Source organism: Paenarthrobacter sp. 10N417 (assembly GCF_056394745.1).
The window spans coordinates 94004-117906 of sequence record NZ_JBFTIL010000010.1 but is presented as its reverse complement, the minus strand read 5'-3'; the positions used below and the strand labels follow the sequence as shown (position 1 = coordinate 117906).

The window sequence follows — 23903 nt, the reverse complement described above, 5'->3', positions numbered from 1 at the left end:
TGAGGATGCGTTCTGGAGAGGTTGCGGGTGGTTGGAGCGGAAGCACAGCGGCTATTTGGCGGTCTCCTTCCTGCGCAGCATGTCCAGATAGACCGCTACGAGGATCACGACCCCGATTGCCACGTTCTGCCATTCCTGCGGCACGGAGATGATGCGCAGGCCGTTGGTCAGGACGGACATGATGAGGGCGCCGATCACTGTTCCGACGATGGAGCCTTTGCCTCCGGCCAGGGATGTCCCACCGATCACGACGGCGGCAATCGCCTGGAGCTCGTAGCCCATCCCCTGCCCGGGCTGGGCTGAGTTCAGGCGGGCTGCGATGATGACGCCGGCCAGGCCTGTGAAGGCTCCTGCAGCCGTGTAGATCCACAACTTCCAGTTCCGGACGTTGATGCCGGAAAGTGCCGTGGCTTCCTCGTTGGAGCCGATGGAAAAGGTGTAGCGGCCCAAGAGTGTCTTGCTCATGACAAGCCCTGCCAGTACGGCCACTGCGAAGAAGATGAATACCGCGTTGGGAACCACCAGGCCCGGGATGGGCTTGCCGAGGGCAAGGTTGGCGAAGCCTTCAGTGCTGGTGAAATAGATCGGCTTGGTTCCGGAGACTACCAGGGCCATACCCTGTGCAACGAGCATGGTGGCCAGGGTGGCGATGAACGGTGGAATCTTCAGGAAGGAGATCAGGAACCCGTTGACGGCACCGATCACGGCTCCCATCAGGATGCCGCCAATGACGCCGGCCCACAGCGGCAGCCCGAGATAGGTCAAGACCACGCCTGTCATCACCGAGCACAGGCTCATGCCGGTACCGACAGAGAGATCAATGCCGCCGGTGATGATCACGAACGTTGCGCCGAGGGCCAGCAACCCGATCACCACGGTGGAGAGCAGGATGTCCGAAAGATTGCTCGGCACCAGGAACCGCGAGTTTATTGCGCCGAAAAAGATCACCAGGACAATGAGTGAACCGAAGGCCAGGAGCTGTTGAAGGGAGGAACGGAACCTCGTAGCGAGGTCACGTACGGGCTTCTGTTCGGCGGATTCGGGCTTTGTACCCTGGTTGCGGGACGCGGGGGTCTCTACAAGGCTCATGCTGTCATTGCTCCTGGTGTGGCGATGGCGCGGCGGGTGGCCAGCTCCATGATTTGTTCCTGGGTGGCTTCAGCGTTGCTGAGGAAGCCTGTGATCCGGCCTTCGGCCATAACGGCGATCCTGTGGGACATGCGCAGGATCTCGGGAAGCTCCGAGGAGATCATGATGATCGATTTCCCACCAGCGGCCAGTTCGTTAAGGAGCCTGTAAATTTCCTCCTTGGCGCCAACGTCGATTCCGCGAGTGGGTTCATCAAAGATGAGAATGTCGCAGTCCTTCACCAGCCACTTGGCTATCACGATCTTCTGCTGGTTGCCGCCGGAGAGATTGCGGGCCAGCTGGTGGATGGATGGCGTTTTGATCCGAAGCTTCCTGCTGTATTCCTCAGCGGTCCGGCGCAAGGCCGAATCCTTGATGAAACCGCCAGGGGCATTCGCGGCGAGCGAAGAGAGCATGATGTTCTCTTTCACGTCCCGCTCAAGCATGAGGCCAAGATGCTTGCGGTCCTCGGACAGATACCCGATGCCCAGTTTCGCGGCAGCAGCAGGGTTCGCGATGGCAGCGTCAGCGCCGCGTACCTGTAGCCGGGTGAACGTCGCACGATCGGCGCCCACCAGGGCACGCGCCACTTCCGTCCGACCTGCTCCCATGAGCCCGGCGAAGCCAAGGATTTCGCCGCGTCGGAGGTCGAAGCCGACATCCCGCAGCAAGGCTCGCGTCGATAACCCCTCAACCGAAAGCACGACGTCGTTAGCCACCTCGGCGGGGACCGCCGTCGGACGCTGTTCTCCCGAAATCTGGCGCCCAACCATCAGGGAAATGACTTCCTTCATGGTGGTCTCCGCCGTGCTGACTGTGTCGACGTACTCGCCGTCGCGAATCACCGTGATGCGTTGTGAGATCTGCTTGAGTTCGTCCATGCGGTGCGAGATGTAGATGACGCCGGTGTCGGGACAGATGAACCCACGAATGATCTGGTGCAGCGCTGCCACCTCGGCGTCATTCAGGGCTGCCGTCGGTTCGTCCATGATGATCACTTTGGAATCGTGGCTCAGTGCTTTCGCGATTTCCACCATCTGCTGCTTGGCCACCGTCAGCTGCCCCACCTTTTGACGGGGATTCAGCTGCAGGCCGATCCTGTCCAGCAGCTCCTGCGTCTGGTGGTTAAGGGCCCGCTCGTTCAGCACTCCGAAGCGCCGGGGTTCGCGGCCGATGAAAATGTTCTGGGCCACGGTGAGGTCCGGCATCAGGTTGAATTCCTGATGGATGATGCTGATGCCCAGTTCCTGCGCGTGCTTGGGACTGTCCGGCACAAAGGCCGTTCCGTTCAGCTCAAAGGTGCCGCTGTCCGGTGTATAGATGCCCGAAAGAAGCTTCATCAGCGTGGACTTTCCGGCACCGTTCTCTCCCACGAGCGCAAGGACTTCACCATGGCGAAGCTCCAGTCCCATGTTGTTCAGGGCCCGGACTCCGGGGAAAGTCTTGCTGACTCCATGGAGGGAGAGCAGCGGTGGTGCTTGCTGGGTCATGCGATCACTTCCTTGTGAGCGTGCACGTGCTGTCGCGGTACGTTATCGGGCCCAGACGGGGCCGTCGGGGAACGCGTATTCGGCCAGTGTTTCACGGACCATTTCGTTGCCCGCGCCAGGAGCCGACGGCGGCCAGTAGACGCCGCTTCGGACGTCCACGGGTGTGATGAAGTGCTGGTGCAGATGGTCCACGAACTCGATCATCCTGCCTTCCTTTGTGCCTGAAACGGCAACGAAGTCGAACATGGACAGGTGCTGAACGGCCTCGCACAGCCCTACGCCGCCGGCATGAGGGCAAACAGGCACACCGAACTTGGCTGCCAGCAGGAGGATGGCGATGTTCTCGTTGACTCCTGCTACCCGGGCTGCATCAATCTGCAGGACCTGGAGAGAGCCAGCCTGGAGCATTTGCTTGAACATCACCCGGTTCTGAACGTGCTCCCCGGTAGCCACAGGGACAGGGTCAACCCCGCGGGCGATGGCCGCGTGCCCCAGGATGTCATCGGGGCTGGTGGGTTCCTCGATCCAGGCGATGTCATAAGGCGCCAGATGGGCCATCCAATCGATGGCTTCCTGGACATCCCAGCGCTGGTTGGCATCCACCGCGATCCTGATGTCCGGCCCCACCGCCGCACGGGCAATTCCCACGCGCCGGATATCGTCCTCCAAGGAGGCGCCCACCTTGAGCTTGATCTGCGCAAACCCATCGGCCACGGCTTCCTTGGCCAGGCGCGTCAGCTTCTCGTCGCTGTAACCCAGCCAGCCCGGCGTCGTGGTGTAAGCGGGGTAGCCTTCAGCGCGAAGAGCCACTTTGCGTACTTCCCTGCCCGGCTCCGCAGCCCGGAAGATCGCCAGTGCTTCATCCGGCGTGAGGGCATCGCTGAGGTAACGGAAGTCAACCAATGCCACGAGTTCCTCCGGACTCATGTTTGCAAGCAGTTCCCAGAGCGGCAGTCCGGCCCGCTTGGCCTTCAGATCCCAGAGGGCGTTAACCACCGCGCCGATCGCCATATGCATGACGCCCTTCTCCGGACCAAGCCATCGGAGTTGGGAATCGTGGGCCATCAGCTTCCACGTGGCGCCCATGTCTCCCAGGAGTTCCTCCACATTGCGCCCCAGGATGTGGTCCCGAAGAGCGTCGAGGGCTGCCGTCTCAACCTCGTTTCCGCGCCCTATCGTGAAGACAAAGCCGTGGCCTTCATGACCGTCACCGGCATCGGTGCGAACAATCAGGTAGGCGGCTGAATAGTCGGGGTCCGGGTTCATGGCGTCGGAGCCATCGAGGTCCTGTGAGGTGGGAAAGCGGATATCGAAAGTTTCCACTGCGGTGATGACGCTCATTGCGCTCCTTGCTTGGCAGCTGGCGGTTGATCTAGGTAGAGCTAAACATCCGATGTCTGCCTTGTCAATGGGTCACATTTCCGTATTATGTAGTGAAACAGCACACTAGAGCTCGGATGTTAGTCCCAAACGCACGGAGGAAGCCATGACCTTGAAATTCGCCAGGCTGGGTACGGCCGGAAACGAACAACCGGCCGTCATCGCCCAGGACGCCGACGGCACAGAGAAGTACTTCGATCTCTCGCCGCTGACCAACGACATCGACGGCGTTTTCCTCGCCTCGGACGGTTTCGCCCGCACCCGCGCAGCCCTGGAATCCGCGGAACTCCCTGAAATCTCCGCGGACGGGGTGCGCATCGGAGCGCCCGTGGCCCGTCCAGGCTCCGTCATCTGCATTGGCCTGAATTACACCGCGCACGCCGCCGAATCCGGGGCCACGCCGCCCGAGGTACCGGTGGTTTTCCTGAAGCCGTCCAACACCATTAGCGGTCCTTTCGACGCTGCCCCCATCCCGCCGTCGTCGGAAAAGTATGACTGGGAAGTGGAATTGGCAATAGTGATCGGCAAGGAAGCGTCCTACCTTTCCTCCCTGGACGAGGCCGAAGCATGCATCGCCGGCTACGCAGTGGCCAACGACCTCTCCGAGCGCGACTACCAGATCCCCGGAGCCGCCGGACAATGGACCAAGGGCAAGTCACTCCCCGCCTCCACTCCCCTTGGCCCGTGGCTGGTTCCCGCATCTGAGGTGGATGCCAGCAACCTCCGTCTGAGGACCTCGGTCAACGGCGAAGCCCGCCAGGACTCGAACACCTCGGACATGATTTTCGATCCGGCCACGATCGTTCACCACCTCAGCCAGTACATGGTCCTGGAGCCTGGCGACGTCATCATCACCGGCACACCCGAGGGTGTGGCCCTGTCTGGTCGTTTCCCGTACATCCAGCCCGGCGACGTGGTGGAGCTGGAGATCGACGGCCTGGGACGCCAGCGGCAGGAATATTACCGCGCGCAGGCCGGGACCGTTTCCGCCGCCCCCGCCCACATCAACGCCTGATGGCATCCCCAGTGGGGCAGGAATTCGAAGGCCTGACAGCACTCGTGACCGGGGGAGCCTCCGGAATTGGTGCGGCCATCGCGGACCGGCTCGCCGCCGGCGGTGCGCAGGTTGCCGTCCTGGACCTGACACCGGACACCAGCCCGCACTTCGGCGTCGAATGCAACGTGGCCGATGACGCCTCGGTGCGCACCGCCGTCGAAACCGTTGCCAAGCAGTTTGGCCGCCTGGACATCGTGGTCAACAACGCCGGCATTGGCGCCCAAGGTGACATCGCCGCGAACGACGACGACGAGTGGCTCCGGGTGCTGAACATCAACGTCGTAGGAATTGCGCGCGTCAGCCGGGCTGCCCTGCCGTACCTGCGGGAGTCGCCGGCCGCTTCGATCGTGAATACCTGCTCRATCGCCGCGACCGCCGGGCTTCCCCAGCGGGCACTGTACTCGGCGTCCAAGGGCGCAGTGCTGTCGTTGACGCTTGCCATGGCTGCCGACCACGTTCGCGAGGGCATCCGCGTGAACTGCGTAAATCCAGGCACTGTGGACACGCCCTGGGTGGGCCGCCTCCTGGATTCCGCCGCTGACCCGGCAGCTGAGCGCGCCGCACTCAATGCCCGTCAACCACACGGCCGGATGGTGGACCCGGCCGAGGTTGCAGGCGCGGTGGCCTACCTCGCGAGCCCACTGTCCGGTTCGACGTCGGGAACCTCACTGGCCGTCGACGGCGGCATGCAGGGATTGCGGTTGCGCCCGGTTCAGTAGGGGCTGCTTTGGTTGGGGCTGGTTTAGCGGGGCGCTTTGGTGGCGTTTCAGTAGAGCCCGTTGAAAATGTTCCAGCCCCAACCGACAGTCTCAACACCCTTCCAGCCCCCGCGGCCATCGCCGTAGTACATCACCAGATCGCCAGCGGCGTTCACGCCGTGGACATCGTTGAAACCGTCCCGGTTGAAGTCGCCAGCACTGCCGATCATCGTCAAGGCGTTCCAGCCCTGCCCGATCTGCCGAGCGGTGGTCCAGCCGCCGCGGCCGTCGCCGCCATACAGATACAGGCGTCCGGCTTTGTCTTTCGCCAGGACGTCCACGTTGCCGTCTCCATCCCAGTCACCAGGCCCGATGAGCAGGTCCATGACGTCCCAGCCTTGGCCGACTTTCACGCGCGGATTCCAGCTGCCGAAGGGCTTGGACGGGGTGATGTAAAGGTCGCCGTTCGTCTCTGCGCTGAGGAGATCGTTCATTCCGTCCCCGTCGAAGTCCCCTGGTCCAACCGCAAGAACCGTCGGCTGCCACTCCCAGGTGGCTTGCGGGTACAGCGTATGGAACCCTCCGTCGCCCGTTCCCGGGAACCGGTAGAGCGTCCCCGAGGTGTTCTCGACCATGAGGTCAGCGATACCGTCGTGGGTCACGTCGCCCGTGGCAATGATCTTGGTGAAAAAGCCCCACCCCGGACCTACATAGCGGGATTCCTTCCACCCTTTGACGTTGTCCTTACCGAGGTAGAGCATGAGTGCGCCGCCATGGGTACGGCCAACCAGCTCAAAAACCCCACGGCCGGTGAAGCCAGCCGCGCGCACCGGTCCCTGCGCTACGGCCGGTGTTGCTTCCGTGACCAGTTCCTGGCCGGGGCACTTGCCGGGCGAAGCCTTGACTATTGCCGAGATTCGCCCGCCGATGTCGTCTTTCTCCAGGACGTAGAGATTCTGGTTGTAGAGCGGGTTCCCGTCTACGGGTTGGCCGTCCCGGAGCCATTGGACGGAGTAGCCAGGATCCCCATCCCCTCCGTAGCCCAAAAAGTAGTCCTGGGCACCCTGAACGAACAGCGCCGAGCCGACAATAGGTGCACCGGAGATCTTCACGCCGGACGCATCCGCAGCGTGGGCTGGGGAAACGAAGCTCGAAACAACGAGCGCCGGACCGAACAACAGCGCCGCAATGCTTTTGATGATCGAGTTCTTTGGTGACATGGCCGCCCTCCCCCTCAGTGGGCCTTGAATCAGTAGAGCCCGTTGAAAATATTCCAGCCCCAACCCACGGCCTCAACGCCTTTCCAGCCGCCACGCCCGTCGCCGTAGTACATCAACAAATCACCGGCAGCGTTCACCCCATGGACATCATTGAAACCATCCCGATTGAAGTCACCCGCACTGCCAACCATCGTCAACGCGTTCCACCCCTGCCCGATCTGGCTTGGGACGGCCCACCCGCCACGGCCATTCCCGCCATACAGGTAGAGCCGGCCCGACTTGTCCTTGGCCAGGACGTCCACGTTGCCGTCGCCGTCCCAGTCGCCCGGTCCGATCAGCAGGTCCATAACGTCCCAGCCATGGCCGACTTGAACGCCGGGCTTGATAACCCGGTCAAAGCCTGAGGGAAAAAGATACAGATCGCCATTGGACTCACTGGCAAGGAGATCGTTGAGTCCATCACCGTTGAAGTCGCCAGGGCCCACCACTTTGTCGAAAGCGTCCCAGCCTGGCCCGTAACCGTAGTCAATGCCCGGGTCCATATAGGTATGGAATCCGCCGTCACCCGTTCCGTTGAATTGGTACATTCGCCCGGCACGGTCGGCGGTCAGGAGGTCGTTGACGCCGTCGCTGCCCACATCCCCAGGAGCGATGATTTTGGTGAAGCCAGCCCACCCCGGACCTACTTGCCGCACTTCCTTCCACCCCTTTGAACTGTCGCGGCCGAGGTACAACATCAGGGTGCCGTCATGCCTGCGGGCCATGAGTTCGAAGGCGCCCCGGCCCGTGAAGCCCTCTGCCCGCGCGGGTTCCTTCCGGATGGCGTCGGAGGGTGGCGTGGTGAGTGTCTGACCTGCGCAATTCACGGGCGAGGCTGTGACTACTGCCGAAATATGGCTTCCCAGATCGGCAGGTGTGAGTCGATAGCTATACCAGCTGGCACCGGGAAGCGGCACGCCATCCCTCAACCACTGAATGTTGTGGTTCGGTTTCCAACTAGAACCGCTGCAGCCTTCAAAGTAGGTGTGTGCGGCTTCTACTGTCAGCGTTGAGCCCATGATGGTGTACCCGGTTACCCTGACATCGGCAGCGTCCACCGCTGTGGCGCTTGGCAGCACGGCCGAAGCCGAGAACAGCAGCGCCAGCAACCCTGAAGCACCCGCCCGCCGCAGCCTCTTAGTAAAGCCCATTGAAACCACCCCATCCCCAACCGACGGTTTCGACGCCTTTCCAACCACCTAGGCCGTTGCCGTAGTACATCACAAGGTCGCCAGCGGCATTAACGCCGTGGATGTCGTTGAAGCTATCGCGGTTGAAATCACCAACGCTTCCAATGTTGGACAAGGCGTTCCAGCCTTGGCCGATCTGTCGGGCGCTGGCCCATCCGCCAAGACCGTTGCCGCCATACAGGAACAGCCGGCCTTCTTTGTCCTTGGCCATGACATCGACGTTGCCATCACCGTCAAAGTCACCCGGCGCGAAAATCAGATCCATGACATGCCATCCCTGGCCGACCTTCAAGCGAGGATTCCACCCGCTGTCTTTGTGCTGGGAGTAGAGGTACAGGTCGCCATTGGCGTCGGCGCCAAGAAGATCATTGGTACCATCGCCGTCGAAATCCCCGGGACCAACAATCTTGTCAATGGCATTCCAACCCCAGCCGATCTCGTAAGGGTACGTGGTGGCAAAGCCGCCGTCGCCGGTTCCGCCGAAGGCGAATAGCGTCCCTGAATTGTTGGTGCCCAGAAGGTCACCAACGCCGTCGCTCGTGAAGTCACCGGGGGCGATGATACGTGCGTACCCAGACCAGCCAGCACCGACGCGAAGCACTTGCGTCCAACCTTGGGCGCCTTGCTTCCCCAGATACATCATGAGAACGCCATCGGGCCGTCGTCCCACCAACTCAAACACACCTCGGCCGGTGAAGCCTTCCGCCCGCATTGGCTGCGCCCTGATGACCTGCGGGTCCTCCACCACAATGCGCGCCGGGTTGCATGCACTGGCCCCTGTAACAATTGCTGATATCCGGCTTCCGACGTCCTCAATGTCCAGATCGTAGTAAACAGGCGCATACGTCGGGCTCGTTGTCACCGGCTGTCCGTTCCTTAACCACTGGATGGAATAGCTTGGTTGTTCACTTGGATCGCAGGAAAGGAAGTATTCGTAGGCGCCCATCACGGAAAGGGCGCTGCCCACCACTCCGGGCCCCGAAATAGCGAGGTCATCGGCGTCGACAGCTTCCGCGGCCGGAGCAAACGTTGTGCCGATCAGCAGCGCACACAGCATCCCCGCGATGCTGCCACCGGCGGTCGCCCTCCTGGAAAACAAACCCACGGATCCCCCTCTTTACGGCGTGGCCCAGCTAGGTGTTGCGCTTATCTTAGGTGCGGGAAACGACGCCGGGACGAAACGCGGTGGCGACAGGCCGCCGTCGGGTCTTGGCTGCGTAACGCAACGGGCCTGCAACGTCCCAGGGCGGACGCTTCCCCTATGCTCAACTCCAAGGAATCAACGGCGATCCACCAAGCACACGCAGGAGCAACCCCATGACCAACTGGCGCATCAGGGACTTCCATTCGTCCGATCTTGACGGCATCCTGCACCTCTGGGAGTCACTCAAGGCCGATGGTGTAGAGCCCGTGTACGCACTCTCCGAGGTCCTTGCCTCGTGCGAAAAGGACCATGCAGTTGTGGCGGTCCAGGGCGACCAAGTAGTTGGCGCCGCCGTTGGACGTGCGGCCCATGACCAAGGCTGGGTCGTTTTCCTTGCCACGCTGACGGAGTTCCGCGGCAGGGGCATCGGCACTTCGCTGCTGTCCGCCGTCGAGAACCGCATGGCTCCGCACGGCCTCAACAAGCTGTCCGCGCTCATGCCGGAAACCGAGACACGCGTGGAAGCCTTCCTGGGCCGCGGCTTTGTGGTGAAGAAGAACCTGCGCTACTTCGAACGGACCATCCCTGTACAACGCCAGGAGCTGGAGCCACTGAGCCTTCTGGGTGGCCGGATCCTGGCCCGGGACCTGTGGGAAAACGTGGCGGGCATGAAGCGCGAGAAGGAACTGTTGGAACGCCGTCTGGTTCTCCCGCTGGCTGAGGCCGACCTCGCCGACGAGTACGGCGTGGTGCCGCCCCGCGCCGTCGTGCTTTTCGGTCCTCCGGGCACCGGCAAGACAACCTTCGCCAAGGCCATCGCGTCTCGGCTCGAGTGGCCTTTCGTGGAGGTGTTCCCGTCGCGTCTGGCGTCTGATCCCAAGGGCCTCGCCGGGGCTCTGCGGGAGACGTTCCTGGAAATCGCCGAGCTGGAACACGCCGTGGTGTTCATCGACGAAGTGGAAGAGATTGCCTCGCAGCGGGCGGGCGATCCGCCGTCGCCGTTGCAGGGCGTCACCAACGAGCTCCTCAAGATCATCCCGGCATTCCGCGAACAGCCCGGCCGCCTCCTGGTCTGCGCCACCAACTTCATCCGCGCCTTGGACACCGCCTTCCTGCGCCACGGCCGGTTCGATTACGTCATCCCCATCGGCCTGCCGGACGTCCACGCCCGCGAGGCAATGTGGCAGCGGTTCATCCCTGCCACCGTGGTGGACGACGTCGACATTGCCCAGTTGGTGGAACGCACCCAGGGCTTCTCGCCGGCGGACATCGAGTTTGCGGCACGCAGTGCCTCCCAGCGCGCCTTGGAAAAAGCCGTGTACGACGACGCCGCTACTTCGGGGGCGTCGTCCACCGTTTCGTCGAACGGACGGAAGGGCCCGGTCACACAGGACTACCTCGACGCCATCGCCGATACCCGCACGACGGTGAGCGACGAGGTGTACCAGGAGTTCCTCGAAGACATCGATGTGCTGGGACGCGTGTAGGGGTTTCATCCGCGAGACCACCGGAACGCTGCGAGATCGCCTCAGCGCGGCGAGATCGCCGGAGCTACGGCGAACTCGGACGTTCTCCGGCGATCTCGGCGCGGGAACAGGTGCACGGGTAATCTTTGACCCATGTCCACAAATCCCCTGCGCCATGCGCTGTCCCGCATGGGCGGCCGCGATCCGCACGAAAAGCACCGCACAGCCACTCCGCTGGAGCTGTTCTTCGACCTGACGTTTGTCATTGCCTTCGGCGTCGCCGGTAGCCAATTCGCCCATGCTGTGGCGGAGGCACATTTCTGGCCGGGGCTCCTGGCATTCGCGTTCGCCATGTTCGCAACTATCTGGGCGTGGATCAACTTCACGTGGTTCGCCAGCGCCTACGACACCGACGACTGGGTGTTCCGCGTCGTAACCATGGTCCAAATGGTGGGAGTGCTCATCCTGGCCATGGGCATAGAGCCGATGTTCCACTCGATCATCGAAGGCAAACACGTGGACAACGTGGCCATGGTGCTGGGCTACATCATCATGCGCGTGGCCCTGATCTTCCAGTGGCTGCGCGCTGCCCGCCAGGACCCAGCACGCCGTGAAACGTGCTTGCGGTATGCAAAGTACGTTGCAGTGGTGCAAGTCGGCTGGGTGGGGGTCCTTTTGATCGATGCGAGCGTGGCCACCACCTTCCTCATGGCAGCCCCGTTGTTCATCCTGGAGATGGCGGCGCCGTACTTCGCGGAACGGAACATCCGCACCCCGTGGCACGCCCATCACATCGCAGAACGCTACGGGCTCCTGGCCATCATTGCGTTGGGCGAATGTTTGATCGGCGCGATTGAAACGCTGCGCGCGATCGTTGCCCTCCACGGCTGGACGTTGGATGCTGCGCTGGTTGGTTTGAGCGGGACAGGGCTGGCCTTTGCCCTGTGGTGGATTTACTTCATCCTGCCCTCGGGCCCGGCCCTCCACGTGCAACGGCACCGCTCATGGATATTCGGATACGGGCACCTTCCCCTTTTCGCAGCCATCGCCGCCACCGGCGCCGGACTTCACGTTGCCGCCTACTTCATTGATGATGAAGCCCACATCCCGGCGGCCGCCGCAGTTGCCTCGATCGCCATCCCGGTCATCCTGTTCAAGGTCTCGCTCAGCACCCTTTACGGCATCATGCTTGGGCTGGAGCGCAGCCACCTTTGGGGCACTACCTCGGTAGTGCTTGGCCTCGCCGCGAGTATCRCCATGGCGGCCGCGGGCGCATCCGTGCCTGTGTGCATGCTGGAAATGATGGTGGTGCTCGGCCTCTCGATCGTTTTCGATGAACGCCAGGGACACAAGGGCCGGGCAGCAGCGTTGCGTCGACTGGAGGCGGCGGCCGGTTAGATGCCCATGAAACCCGGTACGTTCGTGCCGGTTCTCATGATAAATGCCCTTGATTTGGCTTTGTATAGGGGTATAAACTAAGGAATCGGCACGTTCGTACCGATTCCTACCAAGGGAGGACCGCGTGGCAGCCACCAACCTTATGGCAACTTTGGGTTCTGAAGTGCGAGCCCGCCGTGCCTCGTTGAGCCTGAGCCAACAGGACCTCGCCGACCTCGCAGGTGTCTCGGAGCGGTTCGTCCGATTCGTGGAAACAGGCAAGAGCACAGTCCAGCTTGAGCCCCTTTTGGCCATGCTCGACACCCTCGGCCTGGAACTTTCCCTCCGCCAAGCCGGCAGGCCTACCGCTTCTGAGACACCTTCTGAGACAGCACCATGACCTTCCACCGCATCGCCGACGTCTACAAACAGGGCATCCTCGCGGCGCGCCTCGAGCGGCACGAGGGCGGCACCAAGTTCACCTACCTCCCGCGCTACCTCGACGCCGGCCTACCCGCCGTGGCAACGACGCTCCCCGTGAGTACCGAGCCTGTTTTCACACCCAGCGGTGCAGTACCGCCCTACTTCACCGGACTGCTGCCTGAGGGCCGGCGACTCAACTCGCTGCGACGCAGCGTCAAGGCAAGCGCGGACGACGAACTCGCCCTCCTCATGGCGGCGGGTGGCGATGCAGTGGGCGATGTCCAGACGGTCCCCCACGGCGAGGCTCTGGCGGAAGGGGGCACCGCCGTCGTGCTTGACTCAAAACTGCCGCTGGACTTTGATGCGTTGCTGGGCGATTCCGGATTGATCGATCCCGTAGCGTTGGCGGGTGTGCAGGACAAGTTATCTGCCGGAATGATTTCACTCCCCGTGGCGCAGGCGGGCAAGCGCTACATCCTTAAGCTCAACGCTCCGGAGTTCCCATCGGTGGTGGAAAACGAGTTCCTGATGTTCCGTTATGCGCGACGGCTGCGGATTCCGGTGAGCAACGTGCAGTTGGTGCACGACGTCGGCGGCCGGGCGGGCCTTCTGGTGGAGCGTTTTGACCGGGTCACCGCCCCCGACGGCTCCCCTCTGCGTCTGGCTGTGGAGGACGGCGCCCAGATCCTGGGGCTGTACCCGGCGGACAAATACAGCGTTCCGTTCAGCGAAGTCTGTTCAGCGCTGGCCGGGCATTGCCCTGCACGCCTTCCAGCAGTGCGCAATCTGGTCATCCAACTCGCGTTTGCCTGGCTGACGGGGAACGGGGACCTGCATGCCAAGAACGTTTCCATGGTGGAGGCGCCTGGAGTTCTTGGCGTCCGCGAATTCACCGTCGCCCCGGTCTACGACATTCCCTCCACAGTGGTCTACGGCGACAAGACGCTGGCTTTGGCCGTCGGCGGGAAGAAGACCGGCATCTCACGCAAGCACTTCCTCGCCTGGGCGGCGAAGCTTGGGCTGACTGAACGGGCGGCCCAGCATTCAGTGGACATCGCACTCAAGGCAACTGGCTCCTTGATCAGCGACCTCGACGGCGGCGCCTCACCGTTCGGGGCGAGGCAAACCAGGGAATGGACCAAGGAGCTCAAGCATCGTCGGCGCCTGCTGGAGGGCTGACCCGTCGTGGCTACTCAGGGCAGGCTTAGTCAGGAACGATGTCATTGAGCTCCGGAAGTAGATACGGGTTTACCCTCTGCAGGATCAACTCCACTTCTTCCCGCGGCACGGCCGTGTAGAGCACCGGTCGGGCGTCGGCGTAGCGGGTCATGGGCGGCTTGTCGGGCCATTTCTCCGCCAGCGCCTGTACGCGTTCCGGCAAGGAATTGTGGGCATTATCGGCGATTTTGACCAAGGTGGCGTCGTGATCCTCGGCCACAAATCGGATCCCTGCTTCATAATCGTCGGGGTCGTCGTGGAAGCGGCGCGTGACGCGTTCGATGATGGCAAGGGCACGCTCGGAGACTCCCATATCCAACAGGGCTTGCCGCGTGATGGGAGTGTCCTCGGCGATGTCGTGAAGGTAGCCCGCAATCTGGATGTCCTCGTCAAAGTCGGCGAGCGCGTCCCCCACCGCCAGGACATGCTCCCGATAAGGACGCTTGAGCTTGTCCTTTTGGCGGTTGTGGGCCACCTCGGCGAGTATCTTCGCGGTCTCAACGGTGAAGCGTGGTTCGGTCATGCTGGCCTCCGGATTGATGTAGGCCCCGAACAGGGATCGGACCTTTCTTCAGGCTAGCCGCAAAGTCCCGCGCAGCACCTACTCGGGTACAGCACCACTCCTGAACAGGGACTACTCCTGCCCTACTGCCGGGCACTACTCCTCCTGGAACTACTCCTGCCCTACTGCCGGGCACTACTCCTCCTGGAACTACTCCTGCCCTACTGCCGGGCACTACTCCTCCTGGAACTACTCCTGCCCTACTGCCGGGCACTACTCCTCCTGGAACTACTCCTGAACAGCGCGGGCGGCGATGCCCACAGCGAGCGCCCTCGGCACTCGCTGTGCAAGACCGGCGGCGATCCGGTTAGCCCAGCCAGACACAACACTTGCCGGCGTTGCGGGACGGTCCAGCGCTTTGAGCGCTGTTTGCACAACCTGCGCTGAGGTTTGCATCCGCCCGACTGCCGCGGATTCGCTGCCGAGGACATCGAAAAACTCGGTGCGGGTGGCGCCCGGGCAGAGGGCAAGCACACGCAGTCCCGAGCTCTTGGCCTCGTGGGCAACGGCCTCGGTGAAGCTGAGGACGAATGCCTTGGTGGCCCCGTAGACCGCCATGCCAGGGATCGGCTGGAACGCGGCGGTGCTGGCGACATTCACCAGCGCACCCTTGCCCGAGGAGAGCATGCCCGGCATGAAGGCCCGGGTGATGTCCACCAAGGCAGCCACATTGAGTGCGATCTCGGAAGCGATGACCTCCGGGTCTTCCTCCACCAAGGCGGCGCGGGTTCCGAAGCCTGCATTGTTGATGAGGGTGTCCACGGTGATTCCGCGCTTGATCATTTCGTCCACGAGTTCCTTGCCAACACCAGGACGGCCCAAGTCCATGGGAAGCACGGTGACGGCTATGCCGTGCTCGGCCCGCAATTTCGCGGCCAGTTCTTCAAGGCGATCTGCGCGGCGGGCCACCAAGACAAGGTTGGAGCCCCGGGCGGCAAAGCGGCTTGCGAATTCGGCGCCAAGCCCGGAGCTGGCGCCTGTGATCAATGCAGTAGTACCCGAATAGGTCATGGTCATGGCGGTTCCAATCTGTAAACGCCGGCTTTGGATTTAACCGGCTCGACTCGAAGTAGTCAATGCCAACATCGTAGGCAGTGTCTACATTGTTGTCAATGACTACTTCTCAGCTAGACTATGAGTTATGACGGACCAGCCCTACCACCATGGCAAGCTGCGCGAGGCGCTACTGGAGCGCGCTATGGAAACCATTGAGCAAGCCGGCGTCGACGGACTCTCCCTGAGGCAATTGGCCCGGGACCTTAATGTCAGCCACGGTGCGCCGGCCAAACATTTCCGCGACAAGCAAGCCCTCATCGACGCCTTGGCGTTGGCTGGCTTTGAGCTGATGAACCAGCGCATACTCGCGGCTGCCCATGCCGGAGATGACCTTCATCAGCGCTTTGCCAGCGTGGCCAACGCCTACGTGGACTTCGCGGTCTCCCACCCGGCACTCTTGACCGTCATGTACTCCACCAAGCATCACCCAGGGTCCAGCACTGAGTTGCGGAACATCGGCGAGCAAGGGATCCATGTGGCGCGCTCCCTCATTGCAGAGGCACAGGATGGTGGAGCGTTGGCTCCGGGCGACACGGAAACCCTGGCCATGGTGTGCTTCGTGAGCTTGCACGGCGCCGCGCTCCTTGCGGCAGGCAAGCAGTTGGACGGCAACAGCATTGAGGACGTTGTTGCTGCCACCACGGACACCTTGTGGGCCGGCATGGCCGCCGGAGTTCCAGCCGCGCAGCTCTCAAAGACACCCCTCACCCGCCCCAGGACTGGGTGAGCCGCTCCAAACTCCAATGGAGAGCGGCTGAGTCCATCCGAAGGCCAGGAAATGAAAAAGAGCCCGCCGGAAGGCGGGCTCTTTTCCACTAATCTTTTGTCCGCGAGAGGAGGCCTAAGCCCACGAAGCACGCGACTCGTATTACCAAGCCTAGGATCAATACGTGTCTTATGCAAAGCCAGCCACCCAGACCGCGATACACGCGTCCCTCTCCGGACCTCGTATGTCCACCTATCTACAGGCCGCGTCAGGAGACATGAAGGTGGCTTTGGACCTTTACGGATGGAACGCCCGTGCGTCGGCGGCGTTGATGCTTCCCGCTCATTTCGCGGAAGTTACCGTTCGTAATGCTGTTTCGGAAGTCTTGACCGCCGTTTACGGTCCGGACTGGCCATGGAACAGTACGTTCGAAGGGAGTCTTCCGGGTACATCTCAGAACCGCGGCTACAGCCCACGGCGAGACCTCGTGGCGACCAGGAACAACGAACCCACTACAGGGAAAGTCATCGCTGAGCTCAAGTTCGTTTTTTGGCAGAAGATGTTTACTGCACGCCATGACGAGCGCATATGGGAACCGGCGATTCTGTCACTGTTCCCGCACACTTCCCTATCGACGGCCGCTTCACTGCGGGGGCGAATCTATGGTGACTTGGAAGCCATCCGCCTACTACGTAACCGCATCGCACACCATGAACCGATCTTCAGCCGCAACCTCGGAGACGACCTGCAGCGCGTCATTGAGCTTGTGGACATGAGATGCACCGAAACCTCCGGGTGGGTTCGAGACATAGAAACAGCGAGCACTATTCTCCAAGAGCGCCCCTAGCCCTCCGTTTTCCTCAATCCGCAGCATCGGGCCGGCCAACTCCCCGGACGAACAGCGCCTCCGTATGCAGCTGCCTTGGCGAGGTTCGAGGGACCCGCACCCCTGGCATGCTGGTGACGGCGGGTATTCGGGTGACCACCTACGACAGCCAGACCTTGGTTCCTGACCGGCAGCCAAAGTGGCCAAAAGGGCAACTGCGTGACTACGCCGAGAGCCCTGCTATCGCCTCCCGCACGGCTGAACTGAGCAGGAGGTTGCGGCAACCAATTCCTCCGGGCTCGGCCTGTTGCGGAACGTATCCAAAGCCAAGTTCATACGCCGGGTCCGCGAACCCCAAAGACGCGCTGGCGCCGTCGTGCCCGAACGCGCGGTAGCTGCCGAACGGCATCCGGCTGTGCGACTTCATGAAAACCGTGCCAAAGCAGCCGGTCTCGCCGAAGACGCGATCGATCCCAAACACCTGCTCAGCGGAAACCCTGCGGATGGTCTCCTCCGTCAGGAGGGGTGCGACGGCGGCCTGGCCGACGGCCGCTAACCCCGTCGCCGCTGCAGCGTAGATTCTGGCCATGCCCTCAGCGCTGGAAACGCCCGCTACCGAGCTCATACCGGCGGCGCGGACCTCGCGGATGTTCGGAAGGTCCAGGATGTCGCCCTCTGCAGCATTGGCCGACAAGCCGAAATGGCTGGCGGGGTCCACCCAGGGCCACGTGGGATCTGCCGCCCAGCGGAAAGGCGCGAAGCGTTCTTCCTCAGCATCCGGTAGGCCAAGGTAGAAGTGGGCACCCGTCACGGATCGGATGCGATGTTCGAAGATCTCCTGGACCGTGGAACCCGTGACTCGCCGGCACAGCTCCTCCATGAAAATGCCGATCGTCAGGGCGTGATAACCGAACGCCGCACCCGGCTTCCACAGCGGGGGAAGTTTGGCGAGCTTCGCGGCCGCGAGTTCGGAATTGTTGACTTCCTCAAGGCTCACGCCTCCCTCGACGCCCAACAGTCCGGCCTGGTGCGAAAGGAGTTGGGAAACAGTGATGGAGGCCTTTCCTTCGGCACCGAACTCCGGCCAATATTTGACCACTTCCGCGTCGAGATCCAGTTCGCCGTCTTGAACCAGCAGAGCTATGACAAGGCCTGCCATGCCCTTGGAGCACGAGAAAACACCCGTGACTGACTCAGGACGGATGTGAGGCCCGCCGCTGAGATCCAGCACTTTGACGCCCCGATGGTACGCCGCCACTTGGGCAGAATACCCAGGGTCTCGTTCGAGGAACCTACCGAACAGCTCGGCTACGGACTCGAAACCTGGGGCGATCACCTGTGAATGCATCCAGACAGCCTACTTGGCCCGCACTCAACCTCTCGGGGTTTTCCACACCCACGGCTCCCTCGGCAGCCTTCGGGGGTCGAATTCAGGCACGGCATCGTGCAAGGAACCAGCCGGTAATCCCAACGACTCAAGGAGGAGGTCCCGGACCCGCTCCGCTGAAACTCCGACGGCGGCGAGGTCACCCAGCGTCACTGCACCGTCCCGCTTTGCCAGCCTCACGCCGTCGTGGTTTACCACCAGCGGAACGTGGGCATATTCCGGGACTGGCAAGCCCAACAGGGTGGCCAAGTACGCCTGCCGAGGAGTGGACGGAAGGAGGTCGTCACCGCGGACCACCTGGTCGATTCCCTGGGCGGCATCGTCTACTACAACTGCCAGGTTGTAGGCCGTGACGCCGTCGTTGCGACGCAGCACAAAGTCGTCCACCGCACCCACGTAGCGGCCGTGCAACTGGTCCTCAACAGCCCACTCGGCGACCTCCGATCGGAGGCGGATCGATGCCGGACGCGACGTCCGGCGGATCTCGCGCTCGGCCTCGGACAGCCTGCGGCACGTACCCGGATAGGCGCCTTGTGGAGAGTGCGGGGCCGAGGGCGCTTCCTGGATTTCGCGGCGGGTACAGAAGCACTCGTAAGTGCGGCCCTCGGCAGCCAGGCGGCCGATCGCTTCCTCATACAGCGCTCCGCGTTCAGTCTGACGTACGACGGCGGCGTCCCAACTGACGCCGACGGCCTTCAGGTCGCGGAGCTGCTCCGCTTCTGCGCCGGACCGCGCCCGGTCCAGGTCCTCAACGCGCAGCAGGAAGTCGCGCCCAGTGTATTTGGCGAAGAGCCACGCGAGGATCGCCGTACGGAGATTGCCTACATGCAGTTCCCCGGAAGGGCTCGGGGCGAAGCGGCCTGCAGACGTCATGGTCCAAGCCTATGCGTCGGCACACAACACAAGAGCCCCTCAGCTACCGCAACGATCCGGTGGCTCAGGGGCTCTTGCTGTGCTGCCCGTCAGGACGGGCGGGTGCAGAATGACAATGCTGTGAACAAGAGTCAATCAGCGGCTGCTTCCTTGCGGGAAACCTGTACAGGGGTCCGGGTGGTGTTCCAGGTGCCTGCTGCCTGCGGGATCCGGCGGTAGCCTCGCCCTGCTTCGTTGTCACCATTTCAGCAGTACGCATACAGTTGGTGCAACAGACGTGGCATTGAGTGGTCGATCTGACTAATCAGAGTTGAAATTGCAGACAGGAAGTGGTCATTTTGCAGGAACTCGACACGACGGACCGCAGGATCATCGCCGCACTTGATGAGGATCCCCGCGTTCCCATCATGGTCCTTGCCCAGAAACTGCACCTGGCTCGCGGCACGGTCCAGTCGCGCCTGGAGCGGATGACGGCGTCGGGAGCATTGCGCCCCAACAGCAGCCGCGTGCTGCCCTCGGCACTTGGGCGAGGTGTGGCCGCTGCTGTGAGCGCCGAACTCGACCAAAGCCACCTCAATGAAGCCATCGCCGCGCTCCGGGAGATCCCTGAGGTGCTCGAATGCCACGCCCCTGCCGGCGATACCGACCTCATCATCAGGGTGGTAGCCAAGAGCCCGGATGACCTCTACCGGGTCTCCGAGGAAATCAGACTGTGCCCGGGAATCGTGCGTACGTCCACTAGCATGTTCCTACGCGAAGTGATTCCCTACCGGACTACCGGGCTGCTCAAGGAATAGTCCCTGGAAGGAATAGTCCTCAGACCGGCGGCCCTATGTTGGTCTTCAGGTTCTTCATCACCAACGTGGAAGTGAGACGTTCGACCGCCGGCAGGGCTGCCAGTTCGTCGTCATAGAAGCGCTGATAGGCAGGTAGGTCAGCCGCGATGACCTTCAACAAATAGTCGGGAGAGCCGAACAGCCGCTGCGCCTCAACGATGTTCGGGCTTGCGGTCACACGTTCCTCGAACTCCGCCATGATGGTGCGCTCCACCTGTCGAAGGGTGACGAATACGATTGCCTCGAATCCGAGTCCTACGGCAGCTGGATCGACGTCCGCGCGATAGCCCCGGATTACCCCTGAAGACTCCAGATCCCGGAGTCTTCGATGGCACGGCGCCACCGTCAATCCCACCTTCGATGCCAAGGCAGTAGCGGTCATTCGACCATCTTCCTGGAGGTGGCGCAAAATACTTCTATCAATGTGGTCAATCACGCAATGATCTTACCCAAATAGCCGGTTTCAGGGATAAATCAGGGAACACTTATCGGGCGATTTTCCCTAGAGTTTTCCTACCCACTACATTCCTGGAGAGATCGTGAACCCACAGCTGTTCCTCGCCTTCATGCTCGTCGCAGTCTCGTTGGCCTGCACACCCGGCGTGGATTGGGCGTATTCGATTTCGGCCGGACTTCGTCAGCGCAGCTTCGTGCCTGCTGTCGCGGGATTGTGCAGCGGCTATGTGATTCACACCGTGCTGATGACGGCAGGACTGGCAGCCTTGTTGGCGGGAGTTCCGGGCCTGCTTGGCTGGCTCACGATTGCCGGCGCCGCCTACCTGTTGTGGCTCGGCTTCGTGACCATCCGCTCATGGCGAGGGGCAAGCTTTAGTGCGGAAGGCGCCGTCGTGCAGTCCGGAAACCAGCTCCGTACGTTCTTCCAAGGCATGGGCACCAGCGGGATCAACCCCAAAGGCCTGCTGTTCTTTGTGGCTCTGGTACCTCAGTTCGTCAGCTCTGAGGCTGCGCTTCCTGTCGCTGTTCAATCCGGGTTGCTGGGGCTAACGTTCGTGATCCTCGCCGGCCTGGTGTACACCGGGGTGGCGTTGACTTCACGGAAGCTGCTCGCTTCACGTCCGGGCGCCGCGCGCGTGGTGACGCTGGCCAGCGGGATCATCATGGTTGGGCTGGGAGCAGTGCTGTTGACAGAGCAAATCCTTCCTGTCGTGGTGCGGGGCTAAGCGGCAAGAACCTCGTCAAGTCGCTCGTAGCCTTCGACTACGCCATGATTCATGCCTGTGGCAAGCGCCATGTCACGCGCTTCCACTGAAGGGTAGACCTCGCGGACGACGATTCTGGTGCGCCCGTCGATTTCCTCGAACCTGGTGGTGCTGATGCCCACCTGGCTCGGTGCGCCGTCGAATTCGAAGGTCATGATGATCAGCTCGTCGGTGTCTACTGTGTGGAAGACCCCACGGAATCCATACATTGCGTCCTCGTGGCCACTTTCGTAGTGCCAGCTGCCGCCGGTGGTGGCGTTGTATTCGGTGACGTTCAGTCTCGCGTCCCGCGGACCCAGCCACTTGGCCAGGAGATCGGGGTCCACGTGCGCCTTGAACACTGCGCTGACCGGTGCATCGAATTCGCGGACGGTATCTACGAACGGAACGCCGTCATCAGCAGTAATCGCCGTTGGATTGCTCATTTCAATTCCTCTTCTTCTTTTTGTTGTGACCCCTGGGGGACCCCGGGGCCGGATTCGATCAGGAGCTCGTCGAGTAGCCGGTAGCGACGCTCGGCGATCAGTCGATATTGGTCTATCCATGCCGTCAGCTCTTCGAGGGCGGCTGCGTCCAGGTGCACTGGCCTGCGTTGGGCGTCGCGGGAGCGGGTCACCAACCCTGCATGCTCCAGGACTTGGATGTGTTTTGAAACGGCCTGCTTGGTGATCGCGAAGGGCTCTGCCAGTTCATTGACCGTTGCCTCTCCCCGTGCCAGCCGGGCAACGATTCCCCGTCTGACGGGATCAGCAAGGGCCATGAACGCCTTGTCCAAAGCATCGGGATCCATAACCCTGCGCGACCTTTCCTTTGTCAACCAAATGCTTTATCAATCACTTGGTTGATTACAAGATTACGCTTGCATCGGTGCCTGCACAATGCCCTATTCCCCGCTGAGCTCCCTGAAGTCGTTCTCCCACAAACGACGCATCTCTGCATCCTTGCGGATCACTTCCAGGGTCTCCAGCTCTGCCGGCGGGGCGGGTCGCTTGGAACGGGGAGTCAGCGTCCGTCGGCCCTGGTCCAACGCAAGAAGGGCGCGGTCCGTGATGGCATCATTGCGCAGAGCCAGGCTGGTCTTCCTCCGGCGAAGGACCTCTTTCAGCGCTGACTGGGCCGATTCAAAGTCGCCACGCGCCCGCTGCGATCGAGCCCGGATCAGAAGCAAGGCTGCCGAGAGGTCATCCGTATTCAACAAACCCTCCGTGCACATCACCACGTCGCGGTGCCGGCCGAGCGTAAACGCCGCGGTGCAGCGTGCCAGGGCTGAAGGCAACGACGGCGGCAAACCCACCACTGCTTCCAACGCCGCCTCGATCATTCCCATCTCCCGAAGGCAATGCGCCAGTGCGAGGAACACGGACTCCTCACTGAACAAAACCGGGACTTCAATGCGTTCGGCCACCTCAACCCTGGTGACCACCTGCCCAAGGTAGAGAGCCGAGAACTGGCTCGCGTCGTCGTCGATCCTTGTTGTTAAGCCGCGCCGCAGCAATTCCGACGCCCGCAGATAGCCGCCGTGTTTGTACGCCAACAGTCCCGCCATCACGTAGCACAAGCCTGCCCACCCAGGGTAGAGGCGGCCCAGGGAGATAAGCCGCTCAGGCTCAGTAGAGGTGAAAACTGCCTCATGCATTGCCTTGGCCTGCTTGGTGGACAAGCGCTTCAACCGGGGGACATCGCCAAGCACAGAAAGGCGGGCAGGATCCCGGCCACTCAGGACGCCGGACAGCACTTCACCCACGCCATCAGCCAACCCGCGGACCGTTGTGCGCACATATCCTTCGCGGAAGGGAGTGAGATCCCGAGTGTCATGGAAGACCGATTGGAAGTCGCCGTTGGGAGCCTGGCTCATGAACCCATGCTAACTGGCACCAAGTGGCCATTCCCCTGCTATCGGAGGCATTTCAGGAGTATTATGGCGGCGTCGGCAAGGTTTTCCGACACCCCTTGCCGCGGGACGGTTCTCCATGAGAAGAGCCGTGTAACAGCGTGAAAGGGAGGACTTCATGACCACCGCTTCGCACCCCACCGAACACCATCATGCGATGGGGTTGTCGCTTCACAACACCGCCATGGGCGTTGGCATTGTTTTTCTGCTGGTAGGCGTCCTGGGCTTTATCCCGGGTATCACCACCAATTACGGCGCCATGACCTTCGCGGGACATGAATCCGGCGCCATGCTGCTTGGAGTGTTCCAAGTATCCATTCTCCACAACATCGTCCACCTGCTGTTTGGCGTGGCCGGTTTGGCCATGGCCAGGACAGGACGCATGGCTCGCCTCTTCCTCATTGGTGGCGGCGCCGTATATCTCGTTCTTTGGATCTACGGCCTAATCATCAACCAGGAAACGGGCGCCAACTTTGTTCCGTTCAACACCGCTGACAACTGGCTGCACTTTGTTCTTGGCGTGGCCATGATCGGTCTGGGTGCTTGGCTGGGCAGGGATGCCATGGACGAGACAACGACGGCACGGCGGAGGATGTAACGTCGCGGACGTCGGCTCAACGAACGACGGCGGTCGGCCCCTTAGTGGGGACGGTCGCCGTTATTTTTGTCTCGCCATTCCGCGCCGAGTTGGCATTTGACCCCAATGTTTGGGCCTG

At 62.0% G+C, this 23903-nt stretch carries 25 protein-coding genes; 11 read left to right on the top strand and 14 right to left on the bottom strand.

Annotated elements, in window-relative coordinates; all coding sequences use genetic code 11:
* Positions 1–51 precede the first annotated feature (51 nt).
* The 3 genes from AC1DCM_RS14295 to AC1DCM_RS14285 are packed head-to-tail and all read right to left on the bottom strand — an operon-like array spanning position 52 to position 3959.
* A complete protein-coding gene (locus AC1DCM_RS14295) occupies positions 52–1089 on the bottom strand; it encodes an ABC transporter permease (RefSeq protein ID WP_442018614.1) in 1038 nt (345 codons plus the stop codon).
* The gene (locus AC1DCM_RS14290; RefSeq protein ID WP_477518741.1) at positions 1086–2618 is read right to left on the bottom strand and encodes a sugar ABC transporter ATP-binding protein; all 1533 of its coding nucleotides are present in this window, start codon (positions 2616–2618) and stop codon (positions 1086–1088) included. The genes AC1DCM_RS14295 and AC1DCM_RS14290 overlap by 4 nt, the downstream gene beginning before the upstream one ends.
* A 42-nt stretch (positions 2619–2660) precedes the next feature.
* Positions 2661–3959, bottom strand: coding sequence for an L-fuconate dehydratase (locus AC1DCM_RS14285; RefSeq protein ID WP_477518740.1), 1299 nt, complete (start codon positions 3957–3959; stop codon positions 2661–2663).
* 145 nt (positions 3960–4104) lie between these two features.
* On the opposite strand from AC1DCM_RS14285, the gene AC1DCM_RS14280 reads away from it, so the two are divergent.
* A complete protein-coding gene (locus tag AC1DCM_RS14280) occupies positions 4105–5013 on the top strand; it encodes a fumarylacetoacetate hydrolase family protein (RefSeq protein WP_477518739.1) in 909 nt (302 codons plus the stop codon).
* Positions 5013–5774, top strand: a complete 762-nt coding sequence (locus AC1DCM_RS14275; protein ID WP_477518738.1) for an SDR family NAD(P)-dependent oxidoreductase — start codon at positions 5013–5015, stop codon at positions 5772–5774. The genes AC1DCM_RS14280 and AC1DCM_RS14275 overlap by 1 nt, the downstream gene beginning before the upstream one ends.
* 47 nt (positions 5775–5821) lie before the next feature.
* Here the strand turns inward: AC1DCM_RS14275 and AC1DCM_RS14270 are convergent, their stop codons facing one another.
* The 3 genes from AC1DCM_RS14270 to AC1DCM_RS14260 are packed head-to-tail and all read right to left on the bottom strand — an operon-like array spanning position 5822 to position 9307.
* Entirely contained in the window at positions 5822–6973 is a 1152-nt protein-coding gene (locus AC1DCM_RS14270; RefSeq protein ID WP_477518737.1) for an FG-GAP repeat domain-containing protein, read from the bottom strand.
* 29 nt (positions 6974–7002) lie between these two features.
* Positions 7003–8163, bottom strand: a complete 1161-nt coding sequence (locus AC1DCM_RS14265; protein WP_477518736.1) for an FG-GAP repeat domain-containing protein — start codon at positions 8161–8163, stop codon at positions 7003–7005.
* Positions 8150–9307, bottom strand: a complete 1158-nt coding sequence (locus tag AC1DCM_RS14260; protein ID WP_477518735.1) for an FG-GAP repeat domain-containing protein — start codon at positions 9305–9307, stop codon at positions 8150–8152. Before AC1DCM_RS14260 ends, AC1DCM_RS14265 begins: the two co-directional genes overlap by 14 nt.
* 212 nt (positions 9308–9519) lie before the next feature.
* Between AC1DCM_RS14260 and AC1DCM_RS14255 the strand changes: the two genes are divergently transcribed.
* From AC1DCM_RS14255 to AC1DCM_RS14240, 4 genes are all read left to right on the top strand, one after another.
* The gene (locus tag AC1DCM_RS14255; protein ID WP_442006812.1) at positions 9520–10833 is read left to right on the top strand and encodes an ATP-binding protein; all 1314 of its coding nucleotides are present in this window, start codon (positions 9520–9522) and stop codon (positions 10831–10833) included.
* Between the two features lie 132 nt (positions 10834–10965).
* Positions 10966–12210, top strand: a complete 1245-nt coding sequence (locus AC1DCM_RS14250) for a low temperature requirement protein A (protein ID WP_477518734.1) — start codon at positions 10966–10968, stop codon at positions 12208–12210.
* Positions 12211–12334: 124 nt separating this feature from the next.
* Positions 12335–12589, top strand: a complete 255-nt coding sequence (locus tag AC1DCM_RS14245; RefSeq protein ID WP_477518733.1) for a helix-turn-helix transcriptional regulator — start codon at positions 12335–12337, stop codon at positions 12587–12589.
* Positions 12586–13791 carry a type II toxin-antitoxin system HipA family toxin gene (locus AC1DCM_RS14240; protein WP_477518732.1) on the top strand — a complete coding sequence of 402 codons (1206 nt, stop codon included), beginning with the start codon at positions 12586–12588 and terminating at the stop codon, positions 13789–13791. Before AC1DCM_RS14245 ends, AC1DCM_RS14240 begins: the two co-directional genes overlap by 4 nt.
* Positions 13792–13816: 25 nt before the next feature.
* Here the strand turns inward: AC1DCM_RS14240 and AC1DCM_RS14235 are convergent, their stop codons facing one another.
* Together AC1DCM_RS14235 and AC1DCM_RS14230 are read right to left on the bottom strand one after the other, a co-directional pair.
* Positions 13817–14353 carry an HD domain-containing protein gene (locus AC1DCM_RS14235; protein ID WP_477518731.1) on the bottom strand — a complete coding sequence of 179 codons (537 nt, stop codon included), beginning with the start codon at positions 14351–14353 and terminating at the stop codon, positions 13817–13819.
* Positions 14354–14620: 267 nt separating this feature from the next.
* Positions 14621–15409: an SDR family NAD(P)-dependent oxidoreductase gene (locus AC1DCM_RS14230; protein ID WP_477518730.1), complete on the bottom strand. Its 789-nt coding sequence runs from the start codon at positions 15407–15409 to the stop codon at positions 14621–14623.
* A gap of 124 nt (positions 15410–15533) precedes the next feature.
* Here AC1DCM_RS14230 and AC1DCM_RS14225 point away from each other — a divergent pair, with 124 nt between their 5' ends.
* Together AC1DCM_RS14225 and AC1DCM_RS14220 are read left to right on the top strand one after the other, a co-directional pair.
* Entirely contained in the window at positions 15534–16175 is a 642-nt protein-coding gene (locus AC1DCM_RS14225) for a TetR/AcrR family transcriptional regulator (RefSeq protein WP_477518729.1), read from the top strand.
* A gap of 163 nt (positions 16176–16338) precedes the next feature.
* Positions 16339–17001 carry a hypothetical protein gene (locus tag AC1DCM_RS14220; protein WP_477518728.1) on the top strand — a complete coding sequence of 221 codons (663 nt, stop codon included), beginning with the start codon at positions 16339–16341 and terminating at the stop codon, positions 16999–17001.
* A 202-nt stretch (positions 17002–17203) separates the two neighbouring features.
* Here AC1DCM_RS14220 and AC1DCM_RS14215 read toward each other — a convergent pair whose 3' ends face one another.
* A complete protein-coding gene (locus tag AC1DCM_RS14215; RefSeq protein WP_477518727.1) occupies positions 17204–18328 on the bottom strand; it encodes a serine hydrolase domain-containing protein in 1125 nt (374 codons plus the stop codon).
* A gap of 24 nt (positions 18329–18352) precedes the next feature.
* Positions 18353–19240, bottom strand: a complete 888-nt coding sequence (gene gluQRS / locus AC1DCM_RS14210; protein ID WP_477518726.1) for a tRNA glutamyl-Q(34) synthetase GluQRS — start codon at positions 19238–19240, stop codon at positions 18353–18355.
* A gap of 338 nt (positions 19241–19578) precedes the next feature.
* Between gluQRS and AC1DCM_RS14205 the strand changes: the two genes are divergently transcribed.
* A complete protein-coding gene (locus AC1DCM_RS14205; protein WP_442018628.1) occupies positions 19579–20037 on the top strand; it encodes an Lrp/AsnC family transcriptional regulator in 459 nt (152 codons plus the stop codon).
* 19 nt (positions 20038–20056) lie between these two features.
* Here AC1DCM_RS14205 and AC1DCM_RS14200 read toward each other — a convergent pair whose 3' ends face one another.
* Entirely contained in the window at positions 20057–20512 is a 456-nt protein-coding gene (locus AC1DCM_RS14200) for an Lrp/AsnC family transcriptional regulator (protein WP_477518725.1), read from the bottom strand.
* A 103-nt stretch (positions 20513–20615) separates the two neighbouring features.
* Between AC1DCM_RS14200 and AC1DCM_RS14195 the strand changes: the two genes are divergently transcribed.
* A complete protein-coding gene (locus tag AC1DCM_RS14195) occupies positions 20616–21257 on the top strand; it encodes a LysE family translocator (RefSeq protein WP_477518724.1) in 642 nt (213 codons plus the stop codon).
* On the opposite strand, the gene AC1DCM_RS14190 is transcribed toward AC1DCM_RS14195, so the two are convergent.
* The 3 genes from AC1DCM_RS14190 to AC1DCM_RS14180 all read right to left on the bottom strand — a co-directional run bounded on the left by AC1DCM_RS14190 (position 21254) and on the right by AC1DCM_RS14180 (position 23151).
* Positions 21254–21721 carry an SRPBCC family protein gene (locus AC1DCM_RS14190; protein ID WP_477518723.1) on the bottom strand — a complete coding sequence of 156 codons (468 nt, stop codon included), beginning with the start codon at positions 21719–21721 and terminating at the stop codon, positions 21254–21256. The genes AC1DCM_RS14195 and AC1DCM_RS14190 overlap by 4 nt on opposite strands.
* The gene (locus tag AC1DCM_RS14185; RefSeq protein WP_477518776.1) at positions 21718–22086 is read right to left on the bottom strand and encodes an ArsR/SmtB family transcription factor; all 369 of its coding nucleotides are present in this window, start codon (positions 22084–22086) and stop codon (positions 21718–21720) included. Before AC1DCM_RS14185 ends, AC1DCM_RS14190 begins: the two co-directional genes overlap by 4 nt.
* Positions 22087–22179: 93 nt before the next feature.
* Complete coding sequence (locus AC1DCM_RS14180; protein ID WP_477518722.1) at positions 22180–23151, bottom strand: hypothetical protein; 972 nt, start codon at positions 23149–23151, stop codon at positions 22180–22182.
* 154 nt (positions 23152–23305) lie between these two features.
* On the opposite strand from AC1DCM_RS14180, the gene AC1DCM_RS14175 reads away from it, so the two are divergent.
* A complete protein-coding gene (locus tag AC1DCM_RS14175; RefSeq protein WP_431117001.1) occupies positions 23306–23785 on the top strand; it encodes a DUF4383 domain-containing protein in 480 nt (159 codons plus the stop codon).
* Positions 23786–23903: the final 118 nt, after the last annotated feature.